This window comes from Ensifer sp. PDNC004, from assembly GCF_016919405.1.
Taxonomy (GTDB): domain Bacteria; phylum Pseudomonadota; class Alphaproteobacteria; order Rhizobiales; family Rhizobiaceae; genus Ensifer.
Genome location: NZ_CP070353.1, coordinates 3,759,630 through 3,784,090 on the forward strand (window position 1 = coordinate 3,759,630; position 24,461 = coordinate 3,784,090).

A 24,461-nucleotide genomic window follows, 5' to 3' on the forward strand; every position below is an offset into this window, starting at 1 on the left:
CGGAAAGGGCGGAGTCCGCGCCCATTTTGTTCCGCGCGAGATCAAAAGGCCGGCGGCGGAAAGCCGCCGCCGGCCGAAGGCTTACTTCTTGCTGGCAAGGAACTTCTGCTGCGCCTTGGTCAGGTATTCTGCCCACTGGTTGGCGAGCTGTTCCGGCGTGATGTCGCCGAGCAGGGCTTCCTGGGTCGTCTTGATGGCGAGCGAATCCTTGAAGAAGGCGAATTCCTCGAGGTAGGTCGGCATGACCGTCAGGACGACGTCCTTGTCGGCGAGTTCGTCGAACCAGCCCTTGAACTGAGCGCTGGCATAGAAGGGGTCCTTCTCGGCCGACTTGTGTACCGGCAGCGCACCGGTACGCTTGTTCCACTCGATGTTGCCTTCCGGCCCTTCGAGCGTCTCGATCAGCTTCCAGGAGAGGTCCTTGTTCTGGCTGGCGGACAGCATCGACCAGCCGGCAAAGCCGATGGTGGTAAACGCCTTGCCGCTCGGGCCCTTCGGCATGGTGGTGACGCCGAAGTCTTCGGACTTCATGCGCTCGGCAATGGCGATCAGCGCATCCGGATCCTGGTCGAGGAAGGCGCAGGTGCCGCTGTAGAAGCCGGCGACGATTTCGTTGAAGCCCCAGTTGACGCTGTCCTTCGGTGCCAGCCCCTTCTTGTAGAGGTCGATCACCCAGGTCAGGCCCTTGACCCAGCCTTCGCTGTTCATGGTCGAGGTGCCGTCCTCGTTGAAGAACGTGTTGCTGCCGGCCATCGTCGCGCCGAACATCACCCAGCCGTTGAGGCCACCCGGGCCGCCGCGCAGGCAGTAGCCGGATTTGCCCGGCAGCTTGGAGACGGCTTCGGATGCCTTGACGAAATCGTCCATCGTCTTCGGCGGTTCGCTGACGCCGGCTTCCGAGAGCAGCTTTTTGTTGTAGAACATCGCGCGCAGATAGAAGCCGTAGGGCAGCATGTAGGCGGTATCGTTGATGTCGCGGCCGAGTTCGAGCGCGCGCTCCGTCAGCCCGCCCGTGTGCTCCCACTTGGCGAGGTAGGGCTCAAGGCTTTCGAGCATGCCGTTGTTGGCATAGAGCGACAGCCAGGTGTCGGGCATTTCCATGACGTCAGGCAGTTCGCCGGCCGAAACCATGGTCGCAAACTTCTGGAAGGCTTCGCCCCAGGGCAGCGAGATGATCTCGACCGTCGTGCCGGGGTTGGCGGCCTCGAACTTGGCGACGATCGACTTCAGCGTCTCGGTGCGCTCCGGGCTGGTGATGACTTCGACCAGTTTCAGTTTGGTGTCGGCGAGTGCGCTTCCGGCCATCAGGGTGGCGAGAAGCGTGGCAGTGATCAGTTTTTTCATTTTATGTTCCCTCTTTTCTTCGTTGGTTCTGCTTCAAAGTGGGAGAAGCGGGATCTTGATCCCGCCCCTGTCAGTCAGTCGAAGCGACGGCGAGCGCCGCTTCGAGATCGCTCCAGAGGGCCTCCGTTCCCTCCAGGCCGACATGCAGCCGTACCGACCGCGGCGAGATGCCGAAGGCGGCCGCGGAATTCGGCTGGGCTTTCTGCGACAGCACGACTTCGCCCGGAACGATGAGGCTTTCGTGTCCGCCCCAGGAAACGCCGAGCTTGAAGAGTTCGAGATGATCGGCGAAGCGCCGGACATCGACACCCTCGCGGAAGATGAAGGAGAAGAGGCCGGATGTGCCCGAGAGCCCGGGCGGCAGGGTGTTGCCGAGCCCGGGGTGGCAGACTTTTTCAACCAGCGGATGGGCCTGCAGCCGCCGCGCGACTTCAAGCGCCGAGCGTTCGTGCGACTTCATGCGGATCGGCAGGGTGCGCAGGCCACGGATCAGGAGCCAGGCGTCGAAGGGCGAGAGCTTGCCACCGAGATAGGGATAGGCTTCCGAGCGGATGCGGCCGATCAGTTCCTTCGATCCGGTGACGACGCCGGCGACGACATCAGAGTGACCGCCGAGATACTTGGAAGCCGAGTGGATGACGAGGTCGACGCCGAGCGAGATCGGCTGCTGGAAGATCGGGCTTGCCCAGCTGTTGTCGATCGCGGTGATGATGCCCTGGTCCTTGGCGAGGCGGGCCAGCGACGCAACGTCGTGGGTGTCCATCACCCAGCTCGTCGGGCTTTCCATATAGAAGAGCTTGGCGCCGGGAAGCGCCTTGGCGACCGCTTCCTCGTCGCGGCCGTCGACATAGGTCACCTCGATCTTCATGCGCTTCAGGTGCGTGCCGAATAGGCGGAAGGCGTCGGGATAGACATGATTGACAGCGACGATGCGGTCACCGGGTTCGACGAAGGAGAGCACGGTCGACGAAATCGCCGACATGCCGCTCGCAAAGCCGATCGCGTCCTCGCCGCCTTCGAGTTTCGCCAGCATCTCCTCGAACATGCGCACGGTCGGGTTGAGGCCCCGGGTATAGATCGGCCGCACGCGCTCGCCCCGGTAGGAGGCGACCATGTCGTCATAGTCCTTGAAGGTGAAAAGCGAAGTCTGCACGATCGGCGGCACGACGGCGTCGAAGGCGTGGCCTTCGTCATGCGCGACGATCAGCGAGGCGTGGTCGAACGGATCGAGGCCGTTGGTCATTTGGACATTTCCTTGATGTCTTCCTCGACGATCGCGAGGATTTTCAGCGTTTCTTCGCGCGCCGTCTCAGGGTCCTGAGCGGCGATCGCGTTGAAGAGGGTGCGGTGGAACGGGAAGGAGCGACGGGCGAAGTCCGTTCGGTCGAAAGGATGGTCCCAGAAGCGCTCGAAGGCCTCGCGCATCTGTTCGAGCAGCTGGCGAAACAGCGGATTGTGGGTGGCGTCGTAGATCGCCAGGTGAAAGGCGAGGTCTTCCGGCCCCGACGTACCCTTGGCGATATGCACGCGCTCCATCTCGTTGAGCTTGATTTCGATGATCTTCAGGTCGTCTTCGGTGCGCCGGCGCGCGGCGACCATGTTGGCCTCGACCTCGATGCCGCGGCGCACTTCGAGCGTCATCAACAGCACGTCACGCAGATGCGCGGCGTCGAGCGTGAGCGGCATATGGACGGTGGCGCCGGAGATCGTGCGCAAGAGATAGGTGCCGCTGCCCTTGCGTGCCTCGACGACGCCGAGTGCCTGGAAGTGGCGGATGACTTCGCGGATGGTCGAGCGGCCGACCGCCAGCGCCGTCATCAGTTCGCGCTCGGCCGGCAGGCGCTCGCCGGGTTTGAGGCCCGATTGTTCGATGTAGTCAGCCAACGCGGCAATCACCTGCTGGGCCCGGTCGGCCGGGGGCAGGGGCATCAGTGCCGCTCTTGCCGGTTCATTCATTCGGCTCCCTCCCCAGAGGCCAAATTGGTCTGACATCTCACCAATATGATCAAGCTGGTTGGGGTCGTCAAGCAAGAACTGATAGACGCACAGCGGTTGACCCCGCCCGCCTCAGGCGTAGACAAGGGAGGCAAGGAGCTCTGGTGATGATGAAATCGGAATATCAGTTCGTGGTCGCAGCCGTGCTCGGCGCATTCTTCGTCATGGCGACGGCTGCGGGGGATGCCGAGGCGCAGATGCGGACGCGGAAGGGCGAGTATTACGAGGGGATCCAGCGCAAGCCCTATGGTTATTACTGGATCTGGCCGCCGGTCGAGCAGCAGCAGCCCGTCTACAAGAAGCAACCTGGCAAGAAGGGGAGCGAGCCGGCGAAGCCGCGCAAGCGGCCGGTTCAATAGCCGTAAGGCTCGGCGAAGTGCGCAGAGAGAAGCGGCGCCCTGGGGCGCCGCAACTTTGATCAGACCTTCGCGACGTGAACGTCGCGGGGAAGCGAGGAAAGAACCTCCGGCCCATCCTCGCGCAGGATGACGATATCCTCGAGGCGGATGCCGAAGCGACCGGGCAGATAGATGCCGGGCTCGATGGAGAAGACCATACCTTCTTCCAGCACGGTTTCCGAGGTCGCGGTGATGTAGGGCGGCTCGTGGCCGTCGATGCCCATGCCGTGGCCGGTGCGGTGGACGAAGTACTCGCCGTAGCCGGCGTCCGAGATCACTTTACGGGCGGCAGCATCGACCTCTTTGGCGAGAACGCCCGGGCGAGCCGCCTTCAGGGCCGCCTGGACGGCTCTTTCGACGATCGTGTGGATCTGCCCGTAGCCTTCGGGCGCGCGGCCGACGATCGCCATGCGGGTAATGTCGCTCGGGAAGCCCTGTTTGCGGCCGCCGATGTCGATGACGACGGCGTCGCCTTCCTCGATCACCCGTTCGCTCGCCGAATGATGCGGGAAGGCGCCATTGCCGCCGGCGCCGACGATCCAGAAGGCGGGTGCAGCACCTTCCGAGGCGAAGTGCGCGCGGATGTCGGCGGCCAGTTCCTTCTCCGTCATGCCCGGACGGATCTTGGAAAACGCCGCCTGCATGGCGCGGTCGGCGATGCCGGCGTTCATCTTCAGAAGCGCGTATTCGCTCTTGTCCTTGCGCATGCGCAGCGCGCCGAGCGTTGCCGGGGTGAATTCGCGGGCGGTATCGGCGGGCAGCGCATCGATCAGCAGCAGCGCGAAATCGGCGCGCATGGTTTCGTCGAGCACGACGCGGCCGGGCTTTGCGGCGCCGACATCGGTAAGCGCTGCGGTCAGGGCGTCGCTCGGGCCAATGTCGTCGGCCCAGTTGTGGAAGGCGATATCGGTGTGCTCGCGCGTGCCTTCGGCATTCAGCGCCGGCATCAGGAACGCTTCCTTTTCCGGGCCGATGAGAAGCAGGCACGGACGTTCGTCGGGATGCGGATGGTAGCCGATCAGCCAATCCATGTGCGATCCCGGGGCCAGCGCGACGAGGCCGACATTGCTTTCGGCCATCGTGCGGCGGAGCGCTGCAAAACGGCTCTTGGTGAGTTCTTTCATGGTGTTTCCAATTCTGGCTTGAGAAAATCAGATGCCGCCAACCGGTCAGGCGGCTGTGGTCGACTGTGATGGGTGAAAGGAGCGCCGGAGAACGGCGCAAAGTCGGCTATGGGGAATGCTTGAGGCCCGCGCCTGTCTTGCGGCGGGATTTGGGTCTTTGGCTCTTCAAGCGGACTCCTCCCCCTCGAATGCACGGACATGAAGCCGGGAAGCTCGCTTCCCGTCACTATGCGTCTGTATTTGCACGACTTTGGTGCCGTGATTGAACGTTGTCAATACGGAATTTTAGTCACACTAAAATTTTGACGGCAGTGATCTCAGGCGGCCAAGCGCAGCAACCGCGCGACCGCCTGCTGGTCGAAGCCGCCGATACCCTCGCGGATGTCGGCAGCGATTGCGTCGGCAGCAGCGTTCTCATCGCGGCGCCTCAGCGCCTCGATCGCCTCGCGGTGGCGGTCGACGACGTAGAGTTCGGTCACGTGTTCCATGGCGATCCCGAGGATCGGGCCGAGCTGCAGCCAGACACTCTCGATCAGCGGCATGGCGACCGCGTCGGGATTGGCCGTGTAGATCATCCGGTGAAACGCCTGGTTGGCGATCAGCGCCGCCACCTTGTCACCCCGACGGATCTCCGTCTCGATGCTGTCGTCGATCGCCATGATCTTCTCGATCTGGCGTTCGGAGAGATGGGCGACGGCCCGGCGGGCGGCATGGCTTTCGAGCGCGATGCGCAACGAGATCAGTTCTTCGAACCGGGCAGGGGTGATGTGCGGTACGACGATGCGACGGTTTTCGAGGAACTGCAGCGCGCCGATCGAGGTGAGTTGTCGCAAGGCCTCGCGCACCGGAGTGGGGCTGCTTTCAAGCGCCTCGGCCAGGCCGCGGATCGTGACGGAAGTGCCGGGTCGGAACGCGCCGACCATGATCGCCTGGCGCAGCCGGTGAAAGGCATAGTCGTGCGTCGTCATGCCATCGGGACGCACCAGCGGCGGTAAGACAAGGGGTTTCAAGTGCGCATGTCCTTTTGCCCGAATTGCGACGGCTTTCTCATCGGCGAGAGCGGCGTTTGGCAAACGCCTGCATACACTTTTCCGCCCCCCGCTCTATGTCAAATGCCTGATAGCACCGCCGATGCTTGACTCCAATTCCTGAATTATGTCAACTTTCTGAAAATGTGATCACAAAAAGAGATTTGCGATATGTCGCTCGACGCGGAAGATCCCAGCGCATTCAAGGCATGGCTCGAGCAGAACGGGCCGATTGAAAGCATCCAGGCGGTTGTCTGCGATCTCAACGGCATCATGCGGGGCAAACGCGTGCCGGTGGAGCAGGCGGGCAAGGTTCTCGGCGGCGGCATCCGCATGCCGCTCTCGATCGTCGGCGTCGATGTATGGGGCGAGGACATCATCAACAGCGAGCAGGTGTTTGCGAGCGGCGACCGGGACGGCATCTGCGGCGTCACCGGCCGCGGCGCGCTGCCGGTCAACTGGACTTCGCGGCCGAGCGCGCTTGTGCCGCTCTGGCTGCAGCTCGAGGACGGCAAGCCGTTTCTTGCCGATCCGCGCCAGGCCCTGGCAGCGGTCGTGCGGGAATACAAGGAACTCGGCCTTCGCCCCGTCGTCGCGACCGAACTGGAATTCTACCTGATCGATCCGGAGCCCGACAGCGCGGTGCCGCCGATCTCGCCCTATACCGGCAAACGGCTCGATTCCGATGCGATCCTGTCGATCGACGAGCTCGACGACTTCGGCGAGTTCTTCTCCGACGTCTACAAGGAATGCGCCCGGCAGAACGTGCCGGCGGATGCGGCGATCGCCGAAAACGGCATCGGGCAGTTCGAGATCAACCTGCTTCACACGGACGACCCGCTGAAGGCGGCCGACGACGCGATCTTCTTCAAGCGAATCGTCAAGGGCGTGGCGCGCAAGCATGGTCTTGCTGCGACCTTCATGGCCAAGCCCTATGGCACCCGCTCGGGCAACGGCATGCATGTCCATTTCAGCCTGCTCGACGAGGAGGGCAACAACGTCTTCAACGACGGCAGCGACGAGGGGTCTCCAATCCTCAAGAATGCCGTTGCCGGTCTCTTGCGCGGCATGGCCGAGACGACGCTGCTCTTTGCGCCGCACTTCAATTCCTACCGGCGGCTGCGGCCCGACACGCATGCGCCGACCGCTGTCTGCTGGGGGTATGAGAACCGCACCTCGGCGATCCGCATTCCCGGCGGTAATCCCTATGCGCGCCGCATCGAACATCGGGTCGCCGGCGCGGATGCCAATCCCTATCTCGTCATTGCCGCGATCCTCGGCGCCGCCTTGGTCGGCATCCGCAACAAGTGGAAGCCGCCGGCGCCAGTTTCAGGACGCGCTTATGCAACGGAGAAATTGCCCAAAATTCCCTCCGAATGGGGGCAGGCGGTCGACAGCTTCGAGGCAGGGCCGATTGCCGCCGAAATCTTCGATCCCGTGCTGCGCTCGATGCTGATCGCCTGCAAACGCCAGGAGATCGCAGGCTTTGCCGAGCAGGTCACGGACTACGAATTCAGCGCCTATCTGGAAATCGTCTGATGCTTTCGAAACAGAAATCCTATGCCGGCGACGGCAGCTACCCCACCAGCTATTATGCCGCCTCCCGCAACATCATCCGCACGCCGGTCCGGCTGCAGGGCCGCGTCGAGACCGACGTCTGCGTCGTCGGCGCCGGCTATTCCGGTCTGTCGACGGCGATCCACCTGGCTGAAAAAGGCTACAAGGTCGTCGTCATCGAAGGGGCTCAGGTCGGCTGGGGTGCTTCGGGCCGCAATGGCGGTCAGGTGGTCAACGGCCTCAACGCCAGCTTGTCGACCATCCGGCGCCGCTATGGCGACGATGCGGCGCGTTTCATCGGCGGGCTGGTGCAGGAGGGCGGGAAGATCATCCGTCGTCTCGTCAGCCAGTACCAGATCGAATGCGACCTGAAGCCGGGCAACATCTACGCCGCCTATACGCCGGCGCATATGAAGGAGCTCGAAGCCAAGCAGGCGCTCTGGCGCAAATACGGCATGGACGATCACCAGCTTCTCGACCGTGAGGCGCTCAGCAAGCTCGTTAAGTCCGACGCCTATTGCGGCGGCATGCTGGATACCACCGGCGGCCACATGCATCCGCTCAATCTCGTGCTCGGTGAGGCGCGTGCCTTCGAAAGCATCGGCGGCACGATCTACGAACAGTCGCCAGTAACGCGCGTTGATCATGAAGCGGCAAGGCCCACCGTCTATACCGAAGGCGGGCAGGTGTCGGCGCGTATCGTCGTGCTCTGCGGCAATGCCTATCTCGGCGATGCGGTGCCGAAGCTCGTCTCGCGCGTCATGCCGGTCTCGACCCAGATGATCACCACGGCGCCGCTTGGCGAAGAACGCGCCCATTCGCTCATCCCGAGCGACATGTGCGTCGAGGACGTGCGCTACATTCTCGATTATTTCCGGCTCTCCGCCGATAAACGCATGATCTTCGGCGGCGGCACCGTCTACGGCGGTACCGATCCGGCCGACGTTGTCGCCAAGCTCAAGCCCAACCTCGAAAAGGTGTTTCCGCAATTGAAGGGCGTGAAGATCGACTATGCCTGGAGCGGCAACTTCGCGCTCTCCTTCACCCGCGTGCCGCAGATGGGCCGGATCGGCAGCAATACCTATTTCGCCCATGGCTACAGCGGCCACGGCGTCACCGGTTCGCATCTCTTCGGACGCACGCTCGCCGAGGCGATCGACGGCGACACGACGCGCTATGATGTCTTTGAGAAACTGCCCTGGTACCCATTCCCCGGCGGGCGCATGTTCCGCGCGCAATATTCGACGATCGGCTCCTGGTGGTACCAGTTCAAGGACGCCGTCGGGCTATAGAAAGCCCGCGGCGGAACAATCCACTCCCGTTTGCGTTCTCGTCGCACGGAGCGCCGCGTTGCGGTCCGTGATGGGTTCGTGGACGAAATGTGATTCCGCCCTCGCATCCCGATGCGGTACTATCGTTCTCTACGGCATCGGCACGCCCCATAGGGGGCTGCCTCCTGCATCTCCGGCATGCGGCCGGCGCCCTTCGGCGAAGCTGTCGTGTGCAAACCGAAACCAAGGCGTGCCCGCAGGGTTCCGCGGGCGGCAACCAGGGGGCTCCTCGCTCCCGATTGATGTCCTGGGGGATTTCGAGATGTTCGTGCGCTTTGGCTATGAAATTGGCATTCGCTGCCCGCAGCCGACCCCGATGATGACCTATCTGTCAGTCGTGCCGGAGCGGCGCTCGACACTGCGCCGGGAACATGGGCCGGTCTCCTCGCCAATCGTCAAGATGGAGCAGATCACCGATCCCCACGGCAATACCTGTTTGCGGATGACGGTGCCGGAAGGCGACTTCAAGCTTTCCTACGATGCCGTGATCGAGGATGACGGCAGGCTCGACGCCACGGACCCGCTGGCGGATGCGGTGCCGGTCGAAAGCCTGCCGGCTTCGTGGCTGCCTTATCTCGCGGCGAGCCGCTACTGCGAGACGGACCGGCTTGGCGCGGTCGCGTGGCGGCTGTTCGGCCACGTGCCGGCAGGGTGGGAGCGGGTACAGGCGATTTGCGACTACGTGCATGAACGCCTCGTCTTCAGCTATGGTTATGCGCAGACCATGCGCACAGCGCTCGAAGCCCATGAAGATCGCGTTGGCGTCAGCCGCGACTATGCTCATCTGGCGATCGCGTTCTGCCGCTGCATGAACATGCCGGCGCGTTACGTGAACGGCTACATGGCCGACATCCCTAGGAGTGAAAATCCGGCGCCGATGGACTTCAATGCCTGGTTCGAGGTCTTCCTCGGCGACAGCTGGCACACCTTCGACGCCAAGAACAACCAGCGGCGGGCAGGGCGCATTGCGGTTGCCCGGGGCCGTGATGCGGCCGATATTCCGCTGATCCAGACCTTCGGCAAACATGAGCTGACGGGCTTCACCGTCTGGACCTGTGTGGAGACCGACAGCGCGCTGACGCGTTCGCACCGAGGCTCGGACGTCTCGCTGCTGACGCCATGGTTCAGCAAGACCTGGTCCAAACATCTCCAGGACCGCGACCGCAACCGGCACTGACGATTGTTTGCGGGGCCGGACCGATTTTTCACGGATCGCGCCATTTCAGAAAAATAATATCTATAAACTCAATCGAGAATATAGGAGAACAAGAGAGAAGGCGGGCAAGAACCTGCGGATGAAACGACGGAGAGACGCGATGAACGCATCGAGGCCGATGATCCAATCCCGATACGCACTTTATGCCTCCGCACCTGCGCGCCGGTCGTTCGTCCATCTGGTCCCGCACGCGATTGCCATCGCCGCAGCCTTTTCCTTCGTCAGCGCCGTCGTCGTTGGTGCTTTCTGACTTTTCTCTTTTCAGCTCTGGCGCGACAGATGCTCGTGCACGGCGATCCAATTGCCTGACGATCCCCGCCGGAAAACGATCGTCTCCCGCTCGTCCGCCCTGGCCGGCTCGCCGTTGAACTCCAGTTCCGTCTCGACGCGATGGGTGAAGACCGCGACATCGCCTACGGCCTGGACGTGCCGCTCACTCGACCGGCAGGCGCGCACGCGAAAACCATCCCGTTCCTCCCATTGTGACCATTCCGCCTCATAGGCCGCGCGGCTTAACAGCGGCCGATCGAGCGTGTGAAAAATGAAGGTGGCGTCAGGCGCGAAGGCTGAAAAATAGGCCTCCCGATCGTGCCTTGCAAAGGCAGAGACCAGCCGGTCGGCGGCCTGAAGCACCGCCTGTTCAAGATCGTTCATGATGTTCCCTCTTTGCCCGCAAGCTGATGCGCTCGGGTCGTGTTCTTGTGATGATCAGCGCGTCGTGATGAGTGTTGCAAGCGGTCGGTTCTGGCGAGAAACGCGGGCCTTAAGGTCGTCCAGCGACATCGTCTCGCGCTTGGCGAATTCGGTGAACATCGTATTGAGATTGTGGAAGAGCATCTCTCCGACAGCCTCCGCGTCGACATCGATCGCGACCACGCCCTTGGCCTTCAATCTGAGGATCAGGGTTGAGACCTGATCGCACAGCCTGCGATCGAGCTCTGTATAGCGTTTGCTGAACGGGCTTTCCGGCTGTTGGATGGAGATCGCCATCGCCGTTCGCCACATCTCCTTGCTCAGATAGTAGAGCGAGTGGTCGTAATATTCGCCGATCAGCGCATCCAGCGCGCCCATGACCGATGCCGGCGGGTTGTCGACGATCGCACGCCCGGCGGCGAGCACCTCCTCGACTTCCATCGAGACGGTGGCAAGCAGGATGTCGCCCTTGTTTTCGTAGTAATTGTAGAAGGTTCCGACCGAAATTTCGGCGCGCTCGGCAATGACCTCGATACGCGCGCTGTCGTAGCCCACTTCGCGAAAGAGCGCGCTGGCGGCGTCGAGAATACGCCTGTTTCTGTCGGCTTTTTGCCGTGCGCGCAGTCCCGTCATCCGATGTTTCCCCGAATTATGAATTGGTTCAAAATTGAGATTGACTTAAAAAATGAATTCATTCAATCTTTTTTTGAAGACGCCGAAACGAGCGTCAAAACAAGAGGGCAACAGCATGATGAAGTCAGTTCGTGACGGTGCGCGCCTGCGCCGTTTTTTCTCCTCCACGGCCGCAATCGCGATCGCCGCTCTGTCGACGGTCGCGGCCCCCGCGCCGGTCTTTGCCCAGGAAGAGCTCAATGCGCTCGTCTGGTGCGACCACACCGATCCGGCGCTTCTCGAACCGTTCGAGAAGGCCAACGACGTCAAAGTCAACGTCAAGGTCTATGAGGGCACCGGGGCAGGGCTCTCGATCCTCGACCAGTCGCAGCCGGGCGACTGGGACGTGCTCGTGATCGACGGTGTCGATGTGCATCGCGCCATCGATCTCGATCTGCTCGCCGAAATGCCGGCTGATGCGCTGCCGACCGCGGATATCTTCCCGGAAGTGCGCATGGAGGCGAACAACATGAAGGACGGCAAGACCTACGCCGTCACCGAGAAGTTCGGCTACAACACGATTTCCTACGACAAGACCAAGGTCGACCCGAAGGACATGCAGGACCTGTCGATCATCTGGTCGGACAAGTACAAGGGTCGCATCGCGCTCTACGACTACTACCTGCCGATGATCGGTCTCGTCGGGCTTGGCCTCGGCAAGAAGACTGCCGATCTGAGCGACGCGGACATGCCGGCGATCAAGGAGAAGCTCGCAGCGATGCGCGCGGTTTCCAAGCAGGTGAGCGACGTCGTCTCCTCGCAGACCGCACTTGCGACCGGCGAAGTCGACATCCTCGTCGGTGGCGGCGAATGGATCACCGCAGTTCTTTCGGCCGACAAGCCGAGTCTCGACTGGACCATCCCCGAACAGGGTGCGGTGCGCTGGGCGCAGTCGATCGGCGTGATGAAGGATTCGACCAAGCAGGATCTGGCGCTGAAGTTCGTTCAGTACATCGTCAGCCCCGAGGGCCAGGCGCGGCTTGCGACGTCCTCCTGCTACTGGGCGATGCCGGCCAATGCCAAGGCAGGCGAGCATCTGACCGACAAGCAGAAGGCAGCACTTCGCTTCGACCAGCAGGCCGAATACCTGAAGAAGACGCAGCTCTATCCGATCCCCTCGGCCGAACTCGACCAGAAGTTCCAGGATGCCTGGACGGAGATGCTGCAGCAGTAACGACAACAGCGGGCGCGTCGTGTCGCGCTTGCCATTTTTCTTTGCTCGCCGGAAATCCTTAGATCTGGGACGGTAATGGCAGACACCGCTTTGACATCAGCGACAGCGCTTGAAGACGCCGACCGCCGAAAGGCCTGGGGCTTCGTTGCTCCAGCGCTGTTGTGGACCGTCGCCTTCTTCGTCGTGCCCTTCGCCTTCATGGCGGCGATGAGCCTCTGGAGGCGCGAGGGGCGGGACATCGTCCATGCCTGGAACTTCGACAACTACATCCGCTTCTTCTCCGAGAACGCCCTGTTCCGAGGGCTCGTCAACTCGCTTGAGATCACGGTCATCGTCACGGTAATCTCGGTGCTGCTTGCCTATCCGCTCGCCTGGATCATCGCCGAGCGCGTGCCGAAGCGGCTGCAGCGCATGGCGCTGATCCTGGCGATCCTGCCGTTCTGGACCTCCTACGTGGTGCGCTCCTATTCCTGGCTGCTGGTCTTGTCGAAGAACGGCGTGATCAACCAGATGTTCATGACCATCGGCCTGATCTCCGAGCCGCTGGAGCTGGCGAGCACGCGCACGGCGACGGTGATCGGCTTCGTGCATTTCTTCGTCATGCTCCTGACGCTGACGATCTATTCCAACCTGATCCAGCTGTCGCCGAACTACCGCCGCGCCGCAGCGGACCTTGGCGCCAATGCCTTCCAGACCTTCTGGCATGTGGTACTGCCCTTGACGCTGCCCGGTATCATGACCGGCGCATTCCTCACCTTCGTGCTCTGCATCGGTGACTACGTCACGCCGCAGATCCTTGGCGGCAACAACGAGCTGGTGCTGCCGCAGATCATCATGCTGCAGCTCGGACGCCGGGCGGATTTCCCGATGGCGGCGGCGCTGTCGATCGTCCTGATGCTGGCCGTCACCGTCGCCTATCTCGCCTGCGCCCGCTGGCTGAAGATCGAGAGGGCCTGACGATGCTGCGCCGGATCTTTGCAAGCGTGCTCTCCTGGACCTATCTCGTCCTCGTCTACGCCTTCATTTTCCTGCCGGTTGCCGTGCTGGTGCTGTTTTCCTTCCAGGACGGCCGCCTCCCGGTGCCGCCGTTCAACGGCTTTTCGCTGCAATGGTACGGGGCTGTTTTCGCCGACCGCAAGCTGATGGCGGCGCTCGGCAATTCGATGGTGGTGGCGCTCGTCTCCTCGGTCGTCTCCGTGCTGCTCGGCTTTCTCGCGGCTTACGCGCTTGCGCGCTACAAGCTGCCGGGCTCGGCGCTGCAACGGGGCCTGCTCATCGCACCGATGACGGTCAGCTACCTGATCATCGCGCTCGGTCTGCTTTCGCTGATGAACGCGCTGCACATTCCGCTGTCGCTGATGACCGTCGGCATCGGTCATGTGGTGATCAACCTGCCGCTCTGCTTTGCCATCATCTACGCCTCCATGGGCGATCACCACATCAATATCGAGCGGGCGGCGCGTGACCTCGGCGCCAATGATTTCAAGGTGATGGCGCTGGTAACGGCGCCGATGCTGATGCCCTCGATCCTCGCCGCCTTCTTCCTCTCGATCACCTTCAGCTGGGACGAGTTCATCATCGCCTTCTTGCTGTCGCGCTTCGACGTGACGCTGCCGGTCGAGATCTGGAGCCTGCTGCGCTCCGGCCTCAACCCCAAGACCAATGCCATCGGCTCGCTGGTGTTTCTCGCCTCCGTCGCCGTGCTTCTCATCCTTGAGCTTTCCCTGTTCGGAAGGACGAAAAAACAATGACCGCTTCCGTCTCGATCGAAAACGTCAGCAAGATCTTCGGCGCCTTCACGGCGCTGGACAACGTGTCGCTGGATATCCGCGCCGGCGAATTCATCGTGCTGCTCGGGCCTTCGGGTTGCGGCAAGACCACGCTGCTCTCGATCCTCGGCGGCTTTCAGTCGCCGAGTGCCGGCCGCGTGACCATCGCCGGCCAGGACATGACCTATGTGGCGCCGGCGAAGCGCCCGACGACAACGATGTTCCAGGACTATGCGCTGTTTCCGCATATGCGCCTGGTCGACAATGTCGGCTTTGGGCTCCGGATGCGCGGTCTTGCCAAGGCCGAGCGTGACAAGAAGGCGCTGGGTTTCCTTGATCTGGTCGGGCTAAAGGCCTCTGCCGGGAAGCGTCCGCACGAATTATCCGGCGGCCAGCGCCAGCGCGTGGCGCTCGCCCGGGCGCTTGCCGTCGATCCGGATGTGCTTCTGCTCGACGAGCCGCTCGGCGCGCTCGACCTAAAGCTCCGTCGCCAGATGCAGGACGAGCTGAAGGCGATCCAGAAGCGGGTCGGCACCACATTCGTGCATGTCACCCACGACCAGGAGGAGGCGATGGCGATCGCCGACCGCATCGTGGTGATGAACCAGGGGCGGATCGAGGATTTCGGCCCGCCATCGGAAATCTATATGCGCCCGCGCTCGCTGTTTTCGGCGGGCTTCATGGGCGAGGTCAATTTCGTTTCGGGCCGTGTGGCTGCGGCCGATGCCAGCTCCGCCCATGTCGAAACGCCGCTCGGCAGCCTGGCGCTGCCGGCCGGCAATTTCACCGCTTCGTCACCGAAGGCCGGCGACCGCATCACCCTGACGATCCGGCCGGAACATTTCCGCGCCGACGACAAGGCAGAGGGACCGACAGTGGCGCTCGGCGAAGCGCGCGTCGCCGGCAGCGCCTTCTTCGGCACGCATTACCGCTGCCACCTGCAGCCTTGCGCGGCCGATACGAGAGCACTGGTTGCGCATCTGCCGCAATCGGCAAGCGTGCGCGAAGGCGAGATTGTGCCGCTTGCCGTGCGCGCCGCCGACGTCGTAGCCTTGCCCGCCACAGGTGGACACGCGTAGCACGATGCAGAGAATTTCCGCTGAGAACTGGTACCGGGTGAGACGGCTCGACGACGACGTGACCGCCATCGACGAGCCCTATATCCAGGAATTCTACCGCTGCAACATCTGGCATGTGCGCGGCCGCGACCGTGACATGCTCGTCGATAGCGGCATGGGCGTCGTGTCGCTCCGGCAGTGGGTGCCGCTCGTCACCGAACGCGCCTTGGATGCCGTCGCCAGCCACACCCATTTCGACCATATCGGCTGCCATCACGAGTTCGACTGCCGTTGTGTGCACTCCGCTGAAGCCGATCTTCTGGCGCATCCCACCCGCAAGAACACGCTCGCCGACCCCTATGTGGCCGACGAGATCTTCGATGCGCTGCCACCCGAGCCCTATCTCTCGACCACCTACGCGGTGAAGGCGGCGCCGGCGACGCGGCTGCTCGAAGACGGCGACCATATCGATCTCGGTGACCGGGTCTTCGAGGTGATCCATACACCCGGCCATTCGCCCGGCGGTATCGCGCTCTATGAGGCGAAGACCGGTATCATGTTCTCGGGCGACATTCTCTATGACGGTCCGCTGATCGAGGACACCTATCATTCCAATGCCGACGACTACCTGGCGTCGATGGAACGGCTGCTGAAGATACCCGCGCGTATCGTTCACGGCGGACATTTTCCGAGCTTTTCCGGCGAGCGCTACCGCATGCTGATCCGGAACTGGCTTGCTGAAAAACAAAAGACAAACTGACGGGAAGGAGGAGCGAATGCTCGACAAACGCAAGTTCTACATCAACGGCGCCTGGGTGGACCCCATCGTCGCCAACGATCTCGAGGTGCTGAACCCGGCGACGGAAAAGCCGGTTGCGGTGATCTCGATGGGCACGGCCGCGGACATCGACCGGGCCGTGGCCGCCGCCAAGAAGGCCTTTGCCACCTACAGCCGGACGAGCGTCGAAGAACGCCTGGCGCTGCTTGAAAAGCTGCTTGCCGTCTACAAGCGCCGCTATGACGAGATGGTCGACACCATCACCATGGAACTTGGCGCGCCGAAGACCATGACCCGCGAACAGCAGGCCGATGTCGGCGTCGGCCACCTTCAGGGCTTCATCGATGCGCTAAAGCGCCTGAAGACCCGCGACCGGCTGCCGAATGGCGACGTGATCCTGCGCGAGCCGATCGGCGTTTGCGGGCTGATTACGCCCTGGAACTGGCCAATCAACCAGATCGCGCTGAAGGTGGTGCCGGCGCTCGCGACCGGTTCCACCTGCGTGTTGAAGCCGAGCGAGTTCACTCCGCTCAACGCCATGCTTTATGCCGAAATGGTGCATGAGGCGGGCTTCCCGGCCGGCGTCTTCAACCTCGTAAACGGTGACGGCATCAATGCCGGTGCGGCGCTGTCGAAGCATCCTGATATCGACATGATGTCGTTTACCGGCTCGACCCGCGCCGGCATCGCCGTCAGCAAGGATGCGGCCGAGACCGTCAAGCGCGTGACGCTGGAACTCGGTGGCAAGTCGCCGAACATCGTCTTTGCCGATGCCGATCTCGAAGACCGCGTTACGGGCAGCGTGCTCGAATGCTTCAACAATTCCGGCCAGTCCTGCGACGCGCCGACCCGCATGCTGGTGGAGCGCAGCGTTTACGACCAGGTGGTCGAGATCGCCAAGCGCGTCGGCCGCGAGGCGACGGTCGGCGACCCCACCCAGGAAGGCGGCCACATCGGTCCGCTCGTCAGCCACATCCAGTTCGGCCGGGTGCAGGCGCTGATCGAGGCCGGCATTGCCGAAGGCGCGCGCCTCATCGTCGGCGGCGCCGGCAAGCCGGAGGGCTTCGAGACCGGCTACTTCGTCAAGCCGACGATCTTTGCCGACGTCAACAACGACATGCGCATCGCCCGCGAGGAGGTGTTCGGTCCGGTGCTTGCGATCATCCCCTTCGACACCGAGGAGGAAGCGATCGCCGTTGCCAACGACACCAATTACGGCCTTGCTGCCTATGTCCAGACTGGCAACCCGGAGCGGGCCGAGCGGGTCGCCGCCCGCCTGCGCGCCGGCATGGTGCATATCAATGGCGGTCCGCACCGCTATGGCAGCCCGTTCGGAGGCTACAAGCAGTCGGGCAACGGTCGTGAAGGCGGCATCTTCGGTCTCGAGGACTTCCTCGAAGTGAAGACTGTCCACGTTCCTGACGCTGCCTGAAAACAGTGCCACACGGTTTGAACGACGGCCGTCGCAATCTGCGGCGGCCGTTTTTCTTCAGGCTTCTGCGCTGACAGGGCTGTCACCGGCCGTCCGCATCTGGTAGCTCGTCGGCTTCCCGCCTCAGACCGCGCCTTTCCGGATGCCTCCCGTGACCCAAGCTTCCCAATCCCATAACCGCGTTGCCATGGCTGCCCTTCTCATCGGCGGCGCTGCAATCGGTGGCTCGCCGATCTTCGTGCGGCTGTCGGAAGTGGGGCCGATGGCGACTGCCTTCTGGCGCGTGGCGCTGGCCCTGATCCCGCTTCTCGCCTGGACCTGGTTCCGCCCCGAGGGTGCTGGCGGGCGGCGGCCGGAAAAGCTCTCGGAATATGCGCTTCTAATCCTGCCCGGCGTGTTCCTGGCGATCGATCTCGGTGCCTGGCACTATGCGCTGACCAAGACATCGGTTGCCAATGCGACGTTGCTTGCCAATCTCGCGCCTGTCTTCGTGACGCTTGCCAGTTGGCTCTTGTTCCGGGCGCGGATCAGCGTTGTCTTTGCGGTAGGGCTGGTGACGGCAGTCGCCGGTGTGATCACCCTCAAGGGCGGACCTATGGCGCTGGGTGATGGCAATCTGCTCGGCGATGGCGTCGCCGTCGTCGCGGCGATGTTTTATGCCGGCTACATCCTGGCGATCGGACAGCTGCGCAGTCTCTTCAGCACCGTACGCATCATGATCTGGAGCACGGCTTCGGCCGCGATCTGCATGCTGCCGATGGCCATCCTGTTCGAGCCGACGCTGTTGCCGCCGACGGCGTTCGGCTGGGCAATGTTGTTCGGGCTGGCCTTCGTCAGCCATGCCGGCGGGCAGGTGGCGATCACCTATGCACTCGCCTATCTGCCGCCCGCTTTTTCGTCGTTGACGCTTCTGCTCCAGCCGGTCGTGGCGGCGATCCTCGCCTGGGTCCTGCTTGCGGAGCCCGTCAGTCTGATGCAGGCGATCGGCGGGGCAATCGTGCTTGTCGGTATCCTGATCGCGCGACGCGGGTAGCGCCGCGCGACTTGACGTTTAACTCGAAATCTCAGAGGCCCGGTGGCGAAAAATTCGCCAGCCGCTCTTCGAGCTGGCGGATCGTGTCGGCATCCGCGTTGGCGAAGGCGAAGCGCAGGTAATTTTCCTGGCCCTCGCCGAAATAGTCGCCGGGCAGGCAGGCGACGCCGGCGAGCTTGGCCAACTTCTCGGCGATGAACTGCGAGTCGATATCCGGGTAGGGGTGGCGGACATAGGCGAAGTAGGCGCCGACCGCCTGCAGCTTCCACTTCGGCAGGCGGCTCATCACATCGCGCAGTGCATCGGCACGGGCCGCGATCTCGGCGCGGTTGCCCTCGCGCCAGTCGGCAAGCGCCGGGATCGCTTTGGCGACCGCAGCCTGGGCCGAGCGCGGCGCGCAGATCTGCAGGTTGTCCATGATCTTCGTCACCTGTTCGACGACGGCGGGGCCGGCGGTGATCGCGCCCAGGCGGTGACCCGGAATGCAGAAGGATTTCGAGAAGCTGTAGAGGCCGATGAAGCTATCCTGCCAGCCTTCGGTAGCCAGCAGGCCATGAGGTGCTGCGGACGCATCCGGCAGGAAGTCGCGATAGGTCTCGTCGAGGATCAGCCAGACGCCCTTGGCGCGGCAGGCCTCATGGATACGGGCGAGCAACTCCGGCGGATAGACAGCGCCGGTCGGGTTGTTGGGCGAAACGAGCGCAAGCGCGCGAATGCCGGGGTGAAGCGCTGCGGCGATCGCATCGACCTCCGGCAGGAAGCCGGCACCGGCGTCGCAGGGCACGAGTTCGACATTGATGCCGAGCATCGACAGCGTCGTTTCCTGGTTGAAGTAATAGGGGTTGGTCATCAGGATCGTGTCGCCCGCGCCGGCAATCGCCATCGCAGTGCAGATGAAGGCCTGGTTACAGCCCGAGGTGATGTGGATGTTGTCGGCCGTGACCGAAGCACCATAGAGCTCGGCAACATGGGCCGCATAGGCGTCAAGCAGCACAGCTTCGCCCTCGATCGCGCCGTATCCGGTATAGGCGGTTGAGGCTGCGGCCTCACCGAGCCAGGCCAGCATATCCGGATGCGCGGGATAGCCGGGTACGGCCTGCGACAGGTCGATCAGCGGGCCACGGGAGCCGTCGTAGGATTTCGCCCAGGCCAGCACCGAAGGCACGGGCGGCGGCGAGAGCTTTTCGACGAGCGGGTTTAAATGCGGCATGGGGGCTTCCTGTGGGTTAGGCCTTGGCTTTGCGTTTCTGCGGACGATCGGTGCGGCGAGCATGGCTCGGCGCCGAAACCGGCTGAAAACCGTTCTTCTCCGATTTACGATCAGTCGGTTCGGATTTCGAGGTGCGGCTGCGAATAATCGTGCGCGCCGATGTCTGCAGTTCCGGCATCGGGTCGCTTTCGAGCGTTTCGAACATCCAGTCGATGAATATGCGCACGATCGGTGCCGCCAGCACCTCGTTGCGGCAGGCGACGAAGAAGGCGTCGTTGGCGGGCACTGTCAGGTCGAAAGGGGCGATCAGTTCGCCGCGCGCGATCAGGCTGCCGGCGGTAATCGTATCGCCGAGCGCGACGCCCTGGTTGTGCAGTGCGGCCTCGGTCGAAAGCCGTGCGTCACTCATGAAATGCTGCCGTCCGCGCTGCAGGTCGCTGGCGTCGGCTGCCGCCAGCCAGGTGTTCCATTCGCGCCCGTCGTCGCCATGCAGCATCACGTGGTCGCGCAGGTCCCGCACCGAGCGCAAAGGCCGCATGTTGAGCAGCGTCGGGCTGACGACGGGGAAGAGTTCGAGGCGGCTCCAGAGCTTGGCCCAGGCACCGGACCAGTTGCCGTCGCCGTAGATCAGGCAGACGTCGACATCGGGCGAATGCAGATAGGCCTCGTCGTTGGAGGCGATCAACGTCAGGCGCACGTCCGGATACTGCTCTGTAAAGAGGTGCAGCCGCGGGATCAGCCAGAAGGACAACAGCGCCGGGACGCAGGTGATGCGCAGCTCCCCACTCGTCGTCGGCCGTGTCATCGCCGCCGTTGCCGCGGCGATTTCGGCAAAGGCGTGGGTGACCGCCGGCAGCAGCAGCGCGCCCTGTGGTGTCAGTTTCAGCCGCTTGCCGCCGCGTTCGAACAGCGCCGCCTTGACCGAGAGTTCGAGCGCCCGGATCTGGTGGCTGATGGCACCGTGGGTGACGTTGAGTTCACGCGCGGCCGCCGAAACGGAGCCCCGCCGCGCCGTCGCTTCGAAGGCGCGCAAGGGGTTCAGGGGTGGCAGGCGGCTGGACAAATCGAGGCGTTCCGGCGGTTGATGTCATGTGAATTTTTCTCACACGAAACGCTATAACAATGTCAATTGATTTTCTAGGGGAATTGCCGCCTAATATTCATCAACAAAGGCGAAAACGCCTGGGGAACATGAACGCGCCGGACGAGCCGGCCCTTCCACGGACAAATCTCTGTGGCGCCTCTGCGCGCATGCCTCAGGCTATGGAAGACGGAGGATTGAACCTATGGCCTGGAACGACAACAAGCTTGCCGAACTGAAGGCGAAATACGGCGAGAGCCACGGCGGCGAACTGTTCGATCCGACCTTCCGCAAGGTCGCCGACAAGATCTTCAACAAGAGCGGCACGCGGCTTGCACCCTATTCCGGCATCCCGACCTTCCTGACGGCGCCGCATATGCCGGTTGACGCGGAAAACCCGGATTTCGGCAATCTGCAGGTGGCGATCGTCGGCATTCCCATGGATCTCGGCGTCACCAACCGTCCGGGCTCGCGCTTCGGACCGCGGGCGCTGCGAACGATCGAGCGCATCGGCCCCTATAACCACGTGCTCGGCTGCACGCCGGTGCAGGAACTGCGGGTTGCCGACATTGGCGATGTGCCGTTCCAGAGCCGCTACCGGCTGGAACTCAGCCATGACGACATCGAGAAGCGCATCAACCAGATCGTCGATGCCGGCGTTCTGCCGCTGTCGGTTGGCGGCGACCACTCGATTACCCACCCGATCCTGAAGGCGGTTGGCAAGAAGCGCCCGGTCGGCATGATCCATATCGATGCCCATTGCGACACCGGCGGCGCCTACGACCTCACCAAATTCCACCACGGTGGCCCATTCCGCAACGCCGTGCTCGACGGCGTGCTCGACCCGACGCGCGTCGTGCAGATCGGCATCCGCGGCTCGGCCGAATATCTCTGGGAGTTCTCCTACGAGTCCGGCATGACCGTGATCCACGCGGAGGAAGTGACTGGCCTTGGCATTCCCGCGATCATCGAGAGGGCGAAGAAGATCGTCGGCGACGGGCCGACCTATCTGTCCTTCGACATCGACAGCCTCGATCCGTCCTTCGCGCCGGGCACCGGCACGCCGGAGGTCGGCGGTCTGACGACCCGCGAAGTGTTGGAATTGATCCGCGGTCTCAAGGGTATCAACCTCGTCGGCGGCGACGTCGTCGAAGTGGCGCCGCAGTATGACTCGACCACCAACACGGCCCATGCGGGTGCGCAGGTGCTGTTCGAAATCCTGAGCCTCATGGTCTTCAGCCCGGCGATCACCGGCAAGTCCGCCTGAGGCCAGACTAAGGGTTCGTCGGCTGCCGGACCGGAAACGGCGGCCGACCCCAGACTGCACAATCACAAAGCTTCCGGGTAGGGGAATTACCATGACGATCCATACCAAACTGAAGACAGCCTTCGCCGCCGCCCTGATGCTTGGGGCCGCCGCCGGCATCGCCAAGGCCGATGCGCTCGCCGATATCAAGTCCGCCGGCCAGATCAATGTCGGCATCTTCTCCGACTTCCCGCCGTTCTCCTCGGCAAGCGCCGACATGAGCATCAAGGGCTACGATGTCGACGTGGCGCAGCAGATCGCCGATGACCTCGGCGTCAAGCTCAACCTGGTCAGCGTCACCGGCCAGAACCGCATTCCCTATCTCAACGACAAGCGCGTCGACATCCTGATGAGCGTCGGCTTCTCCAAGGAGCGCGCCGAAGTGATCGATTTTGCCGCGGCCTACGCGCCTTACTACATCGCCGTCATCGGCCCGGCCGAACTCAAGGTCGCCGGCAAGGAAGACCTCGCCGAGAAGACCATTGCCGTCAACCGTGGCACGCTCGAAGACACCTCGCTCACCGAGGCAGCGCCGGCCAGTGCCGACATCCAGCGCTTCGACAACTACAACGCTGTTATCCAGGCCTTCATTTCCGGCCAGACGCAGCTGATGGTCGTCGGCAACGACGTCGGCGCCCAGGTGCTGGCCCGTCAGGAGGCGCTGAAGCCGGAACAGAAGTTCCAGCTCTTGACCTCGCCGTCGCATATCGGCCTCAACAAGAGCGAGGATGGCCTGAAGAAGGCGGTCAACGACTCCGTTGCCAAAATGCTCTCGGACGGCAAGTTGAACGCGAGCTCAGAGGCCTGGCTGAAGACGCCGCTCAACCCCGACAACCTCAAGGACTAACAAGCTCCGTGGCCGCGGGGGCGATCCCCTCGCGGCCCGCTTGAGGAAAGGTTGCGACGATGGGCTACGGCCTCAGCTTCGGTTGGCTCAAGGACGCCGCGGGCGCGATCGCCCATGGCGCGGCCATGACCGTGTTCCTGATCGCCTGCACCACGGTGCTCGGCATCCTGATCAGCATTCTCTTCGCCGCCGCCCGCCGCAGCCGCTATGGCGTCTTGCGCAAGGCGGTGGCCGTCTACGTCGAAGTCGTCAGGAACACGCCGTTCCTGGTGCAGCTGTTCTTCATCTATTTCGGCCTGCCGAGCCTCGGCATCCGGCTCGACCCGATCGTTGCGGCCATCGTCGCCATGACGCTCAACATGGCGGCCTATACGACCGAGATCGTCGGTGCGGGTCTCGATGCGGTGCCGAAGGGGCAGAGCGAGGCGGCGTTTGCGCTCGGGCTGAAGCCGCGTCAGGTCTTCGTCAAGATCATCCTGCCGCAGGCGCTGAAGGTGATTTTTCCGGCGCTGACCAGCCAAGTCATCATCATGATGCTGGAATCGGCCGTCGTCTCGCAGATCGCGGTGCGCGAGTTGGCGCATGAGGCGGACCTTCTGCAGGCGCGCACTTTCCGTTCGTTCGAGACCTATTTCGTCGTCACGCTGATCTATCTCGGCCTGTCGATGGCGCTTCGACGGCTGTTCGTCGCCGGCGGTCGCCGCGTGCTTGGAGCGGGCGTGTCATGATCGAGTTCACCTTCTGGGACATCCTGCGCAACCTGATCTTCGCCACCCGCTGGACGGTGCTTCTGTCGGCCGTCGCCTTTGCCGGCGGGGCCGCGGTCGGGCTTGCTATCCTCGCCGCACGGATCTCCGAGCGCCGCTGGGCGCGGCGCTTCGGCTCCGGCTACATCGCGCTTTTCCAGGGCACGCCGCTCCTGATGCAGCTGTTCCTGATGTTCTTCGGCCTGCCGATGCTTGGTTTCCGCATCGAGCCGTGGACAGCCGCCGCCCTTGGGCTCACCTTCTATGCCAGCGCCTATCTCGCCGAAATCTGGCGCGGCGGGGTGGAAGCGTTGCCGCGCGGTCAATGGGACGCCGGTGCGAGCCTCGGGCTCCATCGTCTGCAGGAGTTGCGGCTCGTCATCCTGCCGCAGGCCTTCGCGATCACCCGGCCGGCGGCCGTCGGCTTTCTCGTGCAGTTGATCAAGAGCACGGCGCTTACCTCGATCATCGGCTTCGAGGAGCTTCTCAGAACCGCGAATGCGATCAATAATGCAACCTTCGAACCTTTCACGGTCTATGGGCTGGTCGCGGTGATCTTCTTCGTGTTGTGTTATCCGCTGACACAATATTCGCGCATGCTGGAGCGCAAAACAGCCGCGCACTGAGACTGAAAATGTGCAAGAAATCAAACAGAACAGGGAACAAGGC

Annotated in this window: 25 protein-coding genes; 16 read left to right on the forward strand and 9 right to left on the reverse strand. The window is 63.0% G+C overall.

Going from position 1 to position 24,461, the window contains the following annotated elements; translation table 11 throughout:
• Positions 1–81: 81 nt before the first annotated feature.
• From JVX98_RS26345 to JVX98_RS26355, 3 genes are all read right to left on the reverse strand, one after another.
• Positions 82–1,344: a sugar ABC transporter substrate-binding protein gene (locus tag JVX98_RS26345; protein ID WP_205237974.1), complete on the reverse strand. Its 1,263-nt coding sequence runs from the start codon at positions 1,342–1,344 to the stop codon at positions 82–84.
• Between the two features lie 70 nt (positions 1,345–1,414).
• The gene (locus JVX98_RS26350) at positions 1,415–2,587 is read right to left on the reverse strand and encodes a PLP-dependent transferase (RefSeq protein WP_205237975.1); all 1,173 of its coding nucleotides are present in this window, start codon (positions 2,585–2,587) and stop codon (positions 1,415–1,417) included.
• Complete coding sequence (locus JVX98_RS26355; RefSeq protein WP_205237976.1) at positions 2,584–3,300, reverse strand: FadR/GntR family transcriptional regulator; 717 nt, start codon at positions 3,298–3,300, stop codon at positions 2,584–2,586. Before JVX98_RS26355 ends, JVX98_RS26350 begins: the two co-directional genes overlap by 4 nt.
• Before the next feature lie 146 nt (positions 3,301–3,446).
• On the opposite strand from JVX98_RS26355, the gene JVX98_RS26360 reads away from it, so the two are divergent.
• A complete protein-coding gene (locus JVX98_RS26360; RefSeq protein WP_192447111.1) occupies positions 3,447–3,698 on the forward strand; it encodes a hypothetical protein in 252 nt (83 codons plus the stop codon).
• Positions 3,699–3,757: 59 nt separating this feature from the next.
• On the opposite strand, the gene JVX98_RS26365 is transcribed toward JVX98_RS26360, so the two are convergent.
• Positions 3,758–4,861, reverse strand: a complete 1,104-nt coding sequence (locus JVX98_RS26365) for a Xaa-Pro peptidase family protein (protein ID WP_205237977.1) — start codon at positions 4,859–4,861, stop codon at positions 3,758–3,760.
• A gap of 317 nt (positions 4,862–5,178) precedes the next feature.
• Positions 5,179–5,871 carry a GntR family transcriptional regulator gene (locus JVX98_RS26370; protein WP_043611256.1) on the reverse strand — a complete coding sequence of 231 codons (693 nt, stop codon included), beginning with the start codon at positions 5,869–5,871 and terminating at the stop codon, positions 5,179–5,181.
• A gap of 189 nt (positions 5,872–6,060) precedes the next feature.
• Between JVX98_RS26370 and JVX98_RS26375 the strand changes: the two genes are divergently transcribed.
• The 4 genes from JVX98_RS26375 to JVX98_RS26390 all read left to right on the forward strand — a co-directional run bounded on the left by JVX98_RS26375 (position 6,061) and on the right by JVX98_RS26390 (position 10,243).
• Complete coding sequence (locus JVX98_RS26375; RefSeq protein ID WP_192447109.1) at positions 6,061–7,428, forward strand: glutamine synthetase family protein; 1,368 nt, start codon at positions 6,061–6,063, stop codon at positions 7,426–7,428.
• On the forward strand, positions 7,425–8,738 hold the full coding sequence (locus JVX98_RS26380) for an FAD-binding oxidoreductase (RefSeq protein WP_210399302.1): 1,314 nt from the start codon (positions 7,425–7,427) through the stop codon (positions 8,736–8,738). The genes JVX98_RS26375 and JVX98_RS26380 overlap by 4 nt, the downstream gene beginning before the upstream one ends.
• A gap of 301 nt (positions 8,739–9,039) precedes the next feature.
• Positions 9,040–9,954 carry a transglutaminase family protein gene (locus tag JVX98_RS26385; RefSeq protein ID WP_205237979.1) on the forward strand — a complete coding sequence of 305 codons (915 nt, stop codon included), beginning with the start codon at positions 9,040–9,042 and terminating at the stop codon, positions 9,952–9,954.
• Positions 9,955–10,093: 139 nt separating this feature from the next.
• On the forward strand, positions 10,094–10,243 hold the full coding sequence (locus tag JVX98_RS26390; protein ID WP_192447107.1) for a hypothetical protein: 150 nt from the start codon (positions 10,094–10,096) through the stop codon (positions 10,241–10,243).
• Positions 10,244–10,254: 11 nt separating this feature from the next.
• Here the strand turns inward: JVX98_RS26390 and JVX98_RS26395 are convergent, their stop codons facing one another.
• Positions 10,255–10,647: a nuclear transport factor 2 family protein gene (locus JVX98_RS26395; protein WP_192447106.1), complete on the reverse strand. Its 393-nt coding sequence runs from the start codon at positions 10,645–10,647 to the stop codon at positions 10,255–10,257.
• Positions 10,648–10,701: 54 nt separating this feature from the next.
• Complete coding sequence (locus JVX98_RS26400; RefSeq protein WP_205237980.1) at positions 10,702–11,319, reverse strand: TetR/AcrR family transcriptional regulator; 618 nt, start codon at positions 11,317–11,319, stop codon at positions 10,702–10,704.
• Positions 11,320–11,437: 118 nt separating this feature from the next.
• Between JVX98_RS26400 and JVX98_RS26405 the strand changes: the two genes are divergently transcribed.
• The 7 genes from JVX98_RS26405 (at position 11,438) to JVX98_RS26435 (ending at position 18,602) form a co-directional block, all read left to right on the forward strand.
• Positions 11,438–12,532 carry a PotD/PotF family extracellular solute-binding protein gene (locus tag JVX98_RS26405; RefSeq protein ID WP_371826580.1) on the forward strand — a complete coding sequence of 365 codons (1,095 nt, stop codon included), beginning with the start codon at positions 11,438–11,440 and terminating at the stop codon, positions 12,530–12,532.
• 75 nt (positions 12,533–12,607) lie between these two features.
• Positions 12,608–13,489, forward strand: coding sequence for an ABC transporter permease (locus JVX98_RS26410; RefSeq protein WP_205237982.1), 882 nt, complete (start codon positions 12,608–12,610; stop codon positions 13,487–13,489).
• 2 nt (positions 13,490–13,491) lie between these two features.
• Positions 13,492–14,283 carry an ABC transporter permease gene (locus tag JVX98_RS26415; protein ID WP_205237983.1) on the forward strand — a complete coding sequence of 264 codons (792 nt, stop codon included), beginning with the start codon at positions 13,492–13,494 and terminating at the stop codon, positions 14,281–14,283.
• Positions 14,280–15,380 (forward strand): ABC transporter ATP-binding protein, encoded by a 1,101-nt coding sequence (locus JVX98_RS26420; RefSeq protein WP_192447101.1) that lies wholly within the window; start codon positions 14,280–14,282, stop codon positions 15,378–15,380. The genes JVX98_RS26415 and JVX98_RS26420 overlap by 4 nt, the downstream gene beginning before the upstream one ends.
• 4 nt (positions 15,381–15,384) lie before the next feature.
• Positions 15,385–16,119 carry an MBL fold metallo-hydrolase gene (locus tag JVX98_RS26425; RefSeq protein WP_192447100.1) on the forward strand — a complete coding sequence of 245 codons (735 nt, stop codon included), beginning with the start codon at positions 15,385–15,387 and terminating at the stop codon, positions 16,117–16,119.
• Between the two features lie 16 nt (positions 16,120–16,135).
• Positions 16,136–17,569 (forward strand): aldehyde dehydrogenase family protein, encoded by a 1,434-nt coding sequence (locus JVX98_RS26430; protein ID WP_205237984.1) that lies wholly within the window; start codon positions 16,136–16,138, stop codon positions 17,567–17,569.
• 142 nt (positions 17,570–17,711) lie between these two features.
• Positions 17,712–18,602, forward strand: a complete 891-nt coding sequence (locus JVX98_RS26435) for a DMT family transporter (protein ID WP_371826537.1) — start codon at positions 17,712–17,714, stop codon at positions 18,600–18,602.
• Between the two features lie 31 nt (positions 18,603–18,633).
• Here the strand turns inward: JVX98_RS26435 and JVX98_RS26440 are convergent, their stop codons facing one another.
• Together JVX98_RS26440 and JVX98_RS26445 are read right to left on the reverse strand one after the other, a co-directional pair.
• The gene (locus JVX98_RS26440) at positions 18,634–19,812 is read right to left on the reverse strand and encodes an aminotransferase (protein ID WP_205237985.1); all 1,179 of its coding nucleotides are present in this window, start codon (positions 19,810–19,812) and stop codon (positions 18,634–18,636) included.
• Between the two features lie 16 nt (positions 19,813–19,828).
• Positions 19,829–20,875 (reverse strand): LysR substrate-binding domain-containing protein, encoded by a 1,047-nt coding sequence (locus tag JVX98_RS26445; protein WP_205237986.1) that lies wholly within the window; start codon positions 20,873–20,875, stop codon positions 19,829–19,831.
• 223 nt (positions 20,876–21,098) lie between these two features.
• Between JVX98_RS26445 and speB the strand changes: the two genes are divergently transcribed.
• From speB to JVX98_RS26465, 4 genes are all read left to right on the forward strand, one after another.
• The gene (gene speB, locus JVX98_RS26450) at positions 21,099–22,160 is read left to right on the forward strand and encodes an agmatinase (protein ID WP_192447096.1); all 1,062 of its coding nucleotides are present in this window, start codon (positions 21,099–21,101) and stop codon (positions 22,158–22,160) included.
• 91 nt (positions 22,161–22,251) lie between these two features.
• Positions 22,252–23,046 (forward strand): transporter substrate-binding domain-containing protein, encoded by a 795-nt coding sequence (locus tag JVX98_RS26455; protein WP_043611273.1) that lies wholly within the window; start codon positions 22,252–22,254, stop codon positions 23,044–23,046.
• Positions 23,047–23,105: 59 nt separating this feature from the next.
• Positions 23,106–23,774, forward strand: coding sequence for an amino acid ABC transporter permease (locus JVX98_RS26460; protein WP_034798866.1), 669 nt, complete (start codon positions 23,106–23,108; stop codon positions 23,772–23,774).
• The gene (locus JVX98_RS26465; protein ID WP_192447094.1) at positions 23,771–24,418 is read left to right on the forward strand and encodes an amino acid ABC transporter permease; all 648 of its coding nucleotides are present in this window, start codon (positions 23,771–23,773) and stop codon (positions 24,416–24,418) included. The genes JVX98_RS26460 and JVX98_RS26465 overlap by 4 nt, the downstream gene beginning before the upstream one ends.
• Positions 24,419–24,461 lie beyond the last annotated feature (43 nt).

What these genes read in the sequence shown, in the direction of transcription:
- JVX98_RS26375 (WP_192447109.1), top strand. Translation starts at nt 6,061, where the DNA reads ATGTCGCTCGACGCGGAAGATCCCAGCGCATTCAAGGCATGGCTCGAG.
- JVX98_RS26425 (WP_192447100.1), top strand. Translation starts at nt 15,385, where the DNA reads ATGCAGAGAATTTCCGCTGAGAACTGGTACCGGGTGAGACGGCTCGAC.
- JVX98_RS26460 (WP_034798866.1), top strand. Translation starts at nt 23,106, where the DNA reads ATGGGCTACGGCCTCAGCTTCGGTTGGCTCAAGGACGCCGCGGGCGCG.
- JVX98_RS26410 (WP_205237982.1), top strand. Translation starts at nt 12,608, where the DNA reads ATGGCAGACACCGCTTTGACATCAGCGACAGCGCTTGAAGACGCCGAC.
- JVX98_RS26350 (WP_205237975.1), bottom strand. Translation starts at nt 2,587, where the DNA reads ATGACCAACGGCCTCGATCCGTTCGACCACGCCTCGCTGATCGTCGCG.
- JVX98_RS26440 (WP_205237985.1), bottom strand. Translation starts at nt 19,812, where the DNA reads ATGCCGCATTTAAACCCGCTCGTCGAAAAGCTCTCGCCGCCGCCCGTG.
- JVX98_RS26355 (WP_205237976.1), bottom strand. Translation starts at nt 3,300, where the DNA reads ATGAATGAACCGGCAAGAGCGGCACTGATGCCCCTGCCCCCGGCCGAC.
- JVX98_RS26430 (WP_205237984.1), top strand. Translation starts at nt 16,136, where the DNA reads ATGCTCGACAAACGCAAGTTCTACATCAACGGCGCCTGGGTGGACCCC.
- JVX98_RS26405 (WP_371826580.1), top strand. Translation starts at nt 11,438, where the DNA reads ATGAAGTCAGTTCGTGACGGTGCGCGCCTGCGCCGTTTTTTCTCCTCC.
- JVX98_RS26435 (WP_371826537.1), top strand. Translation starts at nt 17,712, where the DNA reads ATGCCTCCCGTGACCCAAGCTTCCCAATCCCATAACCGCGTTGCCATG.
- JVX98_RS26390 (WP_192447107.1), top strand. Translation starts at nt 10,094, where the DNA reads ATGAACGCATCGAGGCCGATGATCCAATCCCGATACGCACTTTATGCC.
- JVX98_RS26420 (WP_192447101.1), top strand. Translation starts at nt 14,280, where the DNA reads ATGACCGCTTCCGTCTCGATCGAAAACGTCAGCAAGATCTTCGGCGCC.
- JVX98_RS26400 (WP_205237980.1), bottom strand. Translation starts at nt 11,319, where the DNA reads ATGACGGGACTGCGCGCACGGCAAAAAGCCGACAGAAACAGGCGTATT.
- JVX98_RS26455 (WP_043611273.1), top strand. Translation starts at nt 22,252, where the DNA reads ATGACGATCCATACCAAACTGAAGACAGCCTTCGCCGCCGCCCTGATG.
- JVX98_RS26360 (WP_192447111.1), top strand. Translation starts at nt 3,447, where the DNA reads ATGATGAAATCGGAATATCAGTTCGTGGTCGCAGCCGTGCTCGGCGCA.
- JVX98_RS26365 (WP_205237977.1), bottom strand. Translation starts at nt 4,861, where the DNA reads ATGAAAGAACTCACCAAGAGCCGTTTTGCAGCGCTCCGCCGCACGATG.
- JVX98_RS26385 (WP_205237979.1), top strand. Translation starts at nt 9,040, where the DNA reads ATGTTCGTGCGCTTTGGCTATGAAATTGGCATTCGCTGCCCGCAGCCG.
- JVX98_RS26395 (WP_192447106.1), bottom strand. Translation starts at nt 10,647, where the DNA reads ATGAACGATCTTGAACAGGCGGTGCTTCAGGCCGCCGACCGGCTGGTC.
- speB (WP_192447096.1), top strand. Translation starts at nt 21,099, where the DNA reads ATGGCCTGGAACGACAACAAGCTTGCCGAACTGAAGGCGAAATACGGC.
- JVX98_RS26415 (WP_205237983.1), top strand. Translation starts at nt 13,492, where the DNA reads ATGCTGCGCCGGATCTTTGCAAGCGTGCTCTCCTGGACCTATCTCGTC.
- JVX98_RS26465 (WP_192447094.1), top strand. Translation starts at nt 23,771, where the DNA reads ATGATCGAGTTCACCTTCTGGGACATCCTGCGCAACCTGATCTTCGCC.
- JVX98_RS26345 (WP_205237974.1), bottom strand. Translation starts at nt 1,344, where the DNA reads ATGAAAAAACTGATCACTGCCACGCTTCTCGCCACCCTGATGGCCGGA.